The following is a 5,026-nucleotide window of genomic DNA, read 5'->3' as shown; positions in this document are numbered from 1 at the left end:
CGGGCCGCTGAGCGCGGCGGCGCTGGGCGCGGCGCTCGGGACGCCCCTGACGCTGCCGTCGGGGCCGAGGAAGGCGGGGTCGCCGCCGGGGACCATGCCGAGTTCGCGGGCGCGGCGCTGGAGGGCGTCCGGGGAGGAGTAGGAGTCGATGTCCCGCTGGAGGGCCTGCTCCTCGTCGGTGAGGTTCTTGGTGCGCTTCTGGAGGTCGTCGAGCTTGAACGAGCCCTCGCTGAGCGCGGAGTTGAGCATCAGCAGACAGAGCAGGCCGCCGCCGAGGAGCAGGACGACGAGAAGGACGAAGGGGGTACGGGCGGCGCGGGCACGGCCCGCCGGGAAGAGCCGGGCGAGCCGTGCGGCCCGCCCTCGCAGTTCGGGTTTAGCGCCCACGGGCCCTCCGCAGGGTCCGGCCGCCCGGTCGGCCCCGTCCGCTCACTCGACGTCCCCCCGGATCCGCTCGACACCGCGCAGCCGGGCGGGGGCGGCCCGGCGGTTCTCGGCGATCTCCTCCTCGGTGGGGAGCTCGGCGCCGCGCGTGAGCAGCTTGAGCCGGGGCTGGTAGCGCTCGGGCACGACCGGCAGGCCGGGGGGTGCGGTGTTGGCGGCTCCGGCCGCGAAGACCTGCTTGACCAGTCGGTCCTCCAGCGAGTGGTACGAGAGCACCGCGACACGGCCGCCGACGCCGATGGCCTTCACGGCCGCCGGGATGGCCCGCTCCAGGACGGACAGTTCGCCGTTGACCTCGATGCGCAGCGCCTGGAAGGTGCGCTTGGCCGGGTTGCCGCCGGTGCGCTTGGCGGCCTGCGGCAGGGCGTCGCGGATCAGCTCGACCAGGCGGGCGCTGTTGGTGAACGGCTCCTTCTCGCGCTCGCGCACGACCGCCGAGACGATCCGCTTGGCCTGCTTCTCCTCGCCGTACGCGCGCAGGATGCGGACGAGTTCACCGGCCGGGTAGGTGTTGAGGACCTCGGCGGCGCTGATGCCGGTCGTCTGGTCCATGCGCATGTCCAGGGGCGCGTCCTGGGCGTAGGCGAAGCCCCGGTCGGCCTCGTCCAGTTGCATGGAGGAGACGCCGAGGTCGAAGAGGACGCCCTGGACGTCCGGGATGCCGAGGCGGTCGAGCACCTCGGGGAGTTCGTCGTAGACGGCGTGCACGAGGGTGGCGCGGTCGCCGAAGGGGGCGAGGCGTTCGCCGGAGAGGCGCAGCGCCTCCTTGTCCCGGTCGAGGCCGATCAGCCGGGCCTCGGGGAAGCGGGTCAGCAGCGCCTCGCTGTGGCCGCCGAGGCCGAGCGTGCAGTCGACGACCACCGCTCCGGGCCGCTCCAGAGCGGGTGCCAGCAGATCCAGGCACCGCTGGAGCATCACCGGGACGTGTCGACTCTCGGTCAAGGGAGCCTCTCAGTTCTGGCGGGCGCACGCACCGCCGAGTCCCCGCCCGCTGCTCCATGTAGGGGAGGCCGCCGGCGCCGGAAGCGTCAGCCGACCGGGAGCGGGAGGAGGCCGAGCCGTACGTACGCGCCGCGCACGCGGGGAGGCGGTCCGGGTGGATCCGTGCCGTCTCCTTGGGGTTTCACCAGCGGGAAGAGCCGGGCCTCCCGCTTCGCGTCACTTTAGTCCACCCTGTGTCGCGGTCAATCTACCGGCCTGCGCGTCGCGTACGGCTTCGGCGCCGGAGCCGTGATCGGCCCGGACTCACCCGTCCGGCGGAGGTTGGCGCTCCGTGTGGGTTGGCTCACAACAAGCCACGATGGCGTTCTTTGTCCCCTCTCACAGCAGGCCGGGGAGTCCGGTGACCAGTAACGTCGGGACCATGACGACTTCCGCAGCAGTTCCCACCGGACCCGAGGGCGCCATAACGGGCGACGGCAGCGTGACGGACCGCCTGGTCGACGCCAACGAGCAGTACGCGGCGGGATTCAGCGATCCCGGTATGGACGCGCATCCCGTGCTGCGCGTGGCCGTGGTCGCCTGTATGGACGCCCGCCTCGATCTGCACGCGGCGCTCGGCCTGGAGCTGGGCGACTGCCACACCATCCGCAACGCGGGCGGCGTCGTCACCGACGACGTGATCCGCTCCCTGACCATCAGTCAGCGGGCACTCGGCACCCGGAGTGTCGTGCTCATCCACCACACCAACTGCGGTCTGGAGTCCCTCACCGAGGAATTCCGGCACGAGCTGGAGATGGAGGTGGGCCAGCGCCCGGCCTGGGCGGTGGAGGCCTTCCGGGACGTGGACCAGGATGTGCGCCAGTCGATGCAGCGGGTGCGGACCTCGCCGTTCCTGCCGCACACCGACGACGTGCGCGGCTTCGTGTTCGACGTGCGCAGCGGTCTGCTGCGCGAGATCGACCCGGTACAGGACCGTTCCGCCGGTTCCGCGTCCGCCTGACGTTTCCCGGCCGCCCCTTTCCACCAGCGGGAGGGGCGGCCTGCCCGGGATGAGCGACCGGCCCGGGGACGGGTGGCCGGTCCAGGGAGGGGCGGCCAAAGGCCGCAAGACCGGCATCGCGCCGAGTCGTTGTCCACAGGTCGTGACGGGCAGTTGTCCACAGGCCGTGACACGAATCGATAACGGCGGCAAGAATGCGGGTGTGACGGCGCGCGGATCTGGTTCCGCACGGTGTCCGTGTTTCGGGGTGGGCCGGAGCCGCGTCGCGAGGTGTCGCGGGTCCCGGCCATGGTGAGAACGGGCCGAGGAGGGCCGGGTGACGACCTATGACGATCGAGCGAGCCTCAGTGATCTGACGGCGACGGTGGAGCGGGTGCGCCGTTCGGTGGAGGGTGTGATCGAGGGCAAGCCCGAGGTCGTACGGCTTTCGCTGACCGTACTGCTCGCCGAGGGGCATCTGCTGATCGAGGACGTGCCGGGCGTGGGCAAGACCATGCTGGCCAAGGCGCTGGCGCGGTCCATCGACTGCTCGGTGCGGCGTATCCAGTTCACGCCGGATCTGCTCCCCTCGGACATCACGGGGGTGTCGATCTGGGATCCGCAGCGCCGTGAGTTCGAGTTCAAGCCGGGGGCGATCTTCGCGCAGATCGTGATCGGCGACGAGATCAACCGCGCGTCGCCCAAGACCCAGTCGGCGCTGCTGGAGTCGCTGGAGGAGCGCCAGGTCACCATCGACGGGCAGAGCTATGAACTGCCGAGCCCCTTCATGGTGGTGGCGACGCAGAACCCGGTCGAGATGGAGGGCACGTATCCGCTGCCCGAGGCGCAGCGCGACCGGTTCATGGCGCGGGTGTCGGTGGGCTATCCGAGCATCGAGGCCGAGCTGCGGATGCTGGACGTGCACGGCGCGGTCTCCCCGCTGGAGGACCTGGAGCCGGTGGCGCACGCGCACGACATCGTGAAGCTGATCGAGGCGGTGCGCGAGGTCCACGTCTCGGACGCGGTCCGGAGGTACGCGGTGGAGCTGGTCTCGGCGACCCGCACCCATCCCGACCTCAGACTCGGCGCCTCGCCGCGCGCCACGCTGCATCTGCTGCGTGCGGCGAAGGCGTCGGCGGCCCTGGCCGGGCGGGAGTACGCGCTGCCGGACGACGTGCAGGAGCTGGCCGTGGCCGTCCTCGCGCACCGGCTGCTGCCCACCACCGAGTCCCAGATGAGCGGTCGTACGGCCGAGCAGGTCGTGCTGGAGATCCTGCGGCACACCGTCGTGCCCTCGACCGCGCAGCGGGAGCGGGCCTTCGGCGGTCTCGGCCGGGCCGTCCCGGCCTATCCCCAGCAGCCTCCGCGGGGTCTGTGATGTCCGGCGGGAGGCCGGAGCGGACACCGGGCCCGGCGTCCGCGCTGCGTACGGCCCTGGCGGGGCTGACCACCCGGGGCCGTTCCTTCCTGGCGGCGGGCATCGCCGCGTCGGTGTGCGCGTACGTACTGGGCCAGAGCGATCTGCTCCGGGTCGGGCTGCTCCTTGCCGTGCTGCCGCTGATCTGCGCGGGCGTGGTGCACCGCACCAAGCACCGGGTGGCGTCCGAACGGTACCTCTCCCCCGGCCGCGTCCCGGCGGGCGCCGAGTCCCGGGTGAACCTCGCCGTGGACAACGTCTCCCGGCTGCCGACCGGGCTGCTGATGCTCCAGGACCGGGTGCCGTACGTGCTCGGGCCCCGGCCGCGTTTCGTGCTCGACCGGGTCGAGCCGGGCGGGCGCCGCGAGGTGTCCTACCGGGTCCGCTCGGACCTGCGCGGCCGTTACCGGCTGGGACCGCTCCAGCTGCGGCTGAGCGATCCGTTCGGCATGTGCGAGCTGACCCGCTCCTTCCCGGCGCACGACACGCTGACGGTCGTCCCGCGCGTAGAGCCGCTGGCCCCGGTGCGCCTGGGCGGCGAGGCGCAGGGGTACGGCGACGGGCAGCGCCGCTCGCTGGCCGTGGCCGGGGACGACGACGTGATCCCGCGCGGCTACCGCTACGGCGACGATTTGCGCCGGGTGCACTGGCGGTCCACCGCGCGCCACGGCGAGCTGATGGTGCGCCGTGAGGAGCAGCCCCGGCGGGCCCGCTGCACGGTGCTGCTGGACACCCGCGCGGTGGGGTACGAGGACGCGGGCCCGGGTTCGGCCTTCGAGTGGGCGGTCTCCGCGGCCGCCTCGGTCCTCGCGCACATGGTGGAGCGCGGTTTCTCGGTGCGGCTGCTCATGGACACCGGTGCTGCGGTGCCCGGCGAGGGCGGCGCGGGGTTCCCGGGCACGGGCCAGGAGACGGCCGCCGTGTCGGGGCTGATGATGGACACCCTCGCGGTGGTCGACCACTCGGACGGCACGAACCTGACGCGGGCGTACGACGCGCTGCGCAGCGGGGACGAGGGTCTGCTGGTCGCGCTGCTCGGCGATCTCGACGAGGAGCAGGTGCGCACGGTGGCCCGGATGCGGCGGCGCAGCGGGGCCGCGCTGGCCTTCGTGCTGGACCCGGGGGTGTGGACGCGCGATCCGGCCGCGGGACCCGGTCCCGAGGACGCGTGCGAGGAGCGGTTGCGGGCGCTGCGCGAGGCGGGCTGGACGGCGCTCGGTGTGCCGCGCGGTGCCTCGCTGGAC

5 protein-coding genes are annotated in these 5,026 nt (G+C 72.7%); 3 read left to right on the top strand and 2 right to left on the bottom strand.

Going from position 1 to position 5,026, the window contains the following annotated elements:
* Together GTW40_RS04015 and rsmH are read right to left on the bottom strand one after the other, a co-directional pair.
* Positions 1–387 (bottom strand): septum formation initiator family protein (locus GTW40_RS04015; RefSeq protein WP_343245608.1); only part of this gene is annotated, 387 nt, incomplete at its 3' end.
* Between the two features lie 42 nt (positions 388–429).
* Positions 430–1,386, bottom strand: a complete 957-nt coding sequence (gene rsmH, locus GTW40_RS04010; protein WP_161178757.1) for a 16S rRNA (cytosine(1402)-N(4))-methyltransferase RsmH — start codon at positions 1,384–1,386, stop codon at positions 430–432.
* A 421-nt stretch (positions 1,387–1,807) separates the two neighbouring features.
* Between rsmH and GTW40_RS04005 the strand changes: the two genes are divergently transcribed.
* From GTW40_RS04005 to GTW40_RS03995, 3 genes are all read left to right on the top strand, one after another.
* Positions 1,808–2,386 carry a carbonic anhydrase gene (locus tag GTW40_RS04005; protein WP_161178756.1) on the top strand — a complete coding sequence of 193 codons (579 nt, stop codon included), beginning with the start codon at positions 1,808–1,810 and terminating at the stop codon, positions 2,384–2,386.
* 316 nt (positions 2,387–2,702) lie between these two features.
* Complete coding sequence (locus tag GTW40_RS04000) at positions 2,703–3,743, top strand: AAA family ATPase (protein WP_161178755.1); 1,041 nt, start codon at positions 2,703–2,705, stop codon at positions 3,741–3,743.
* On the top strand, positions 3,743–5,026 hold a 1,284-nt coding region (locus tag GTW40_RS03995), incomplete at its 3' end, for a DUF58 domain-containing protein (protein WP_161178754.1). The genes GTW40_RS04000 and GTW40_RS03995, both read left to right, overlap by 1 nt.

The organism is Streptomyces sp. SID4985 (assembly GCF_009863025.1).
In the GTDB taxonomy this organism is placed as follows: Bacteria; Actinomycetota; Actinomycetes; order Streptomycetales; family Streptomycetaceae; genus Streptomyces.
The sequence above is the reverse complement of the archived record's forward strand: the minus strand, read 5'-3'. Positions and strand labels throughout refer to the sequence as shown.

Bases quoted from the DNA above. Each gene is read 5' to 3' on its own strand.
- GTW40_RS04005 (WP_161178756.1), top strand. From the start codon at position 1,808: ATGACGACTTCCGCAGCAGTTCCCACCGGACCCGAGGGCGCCATAACG.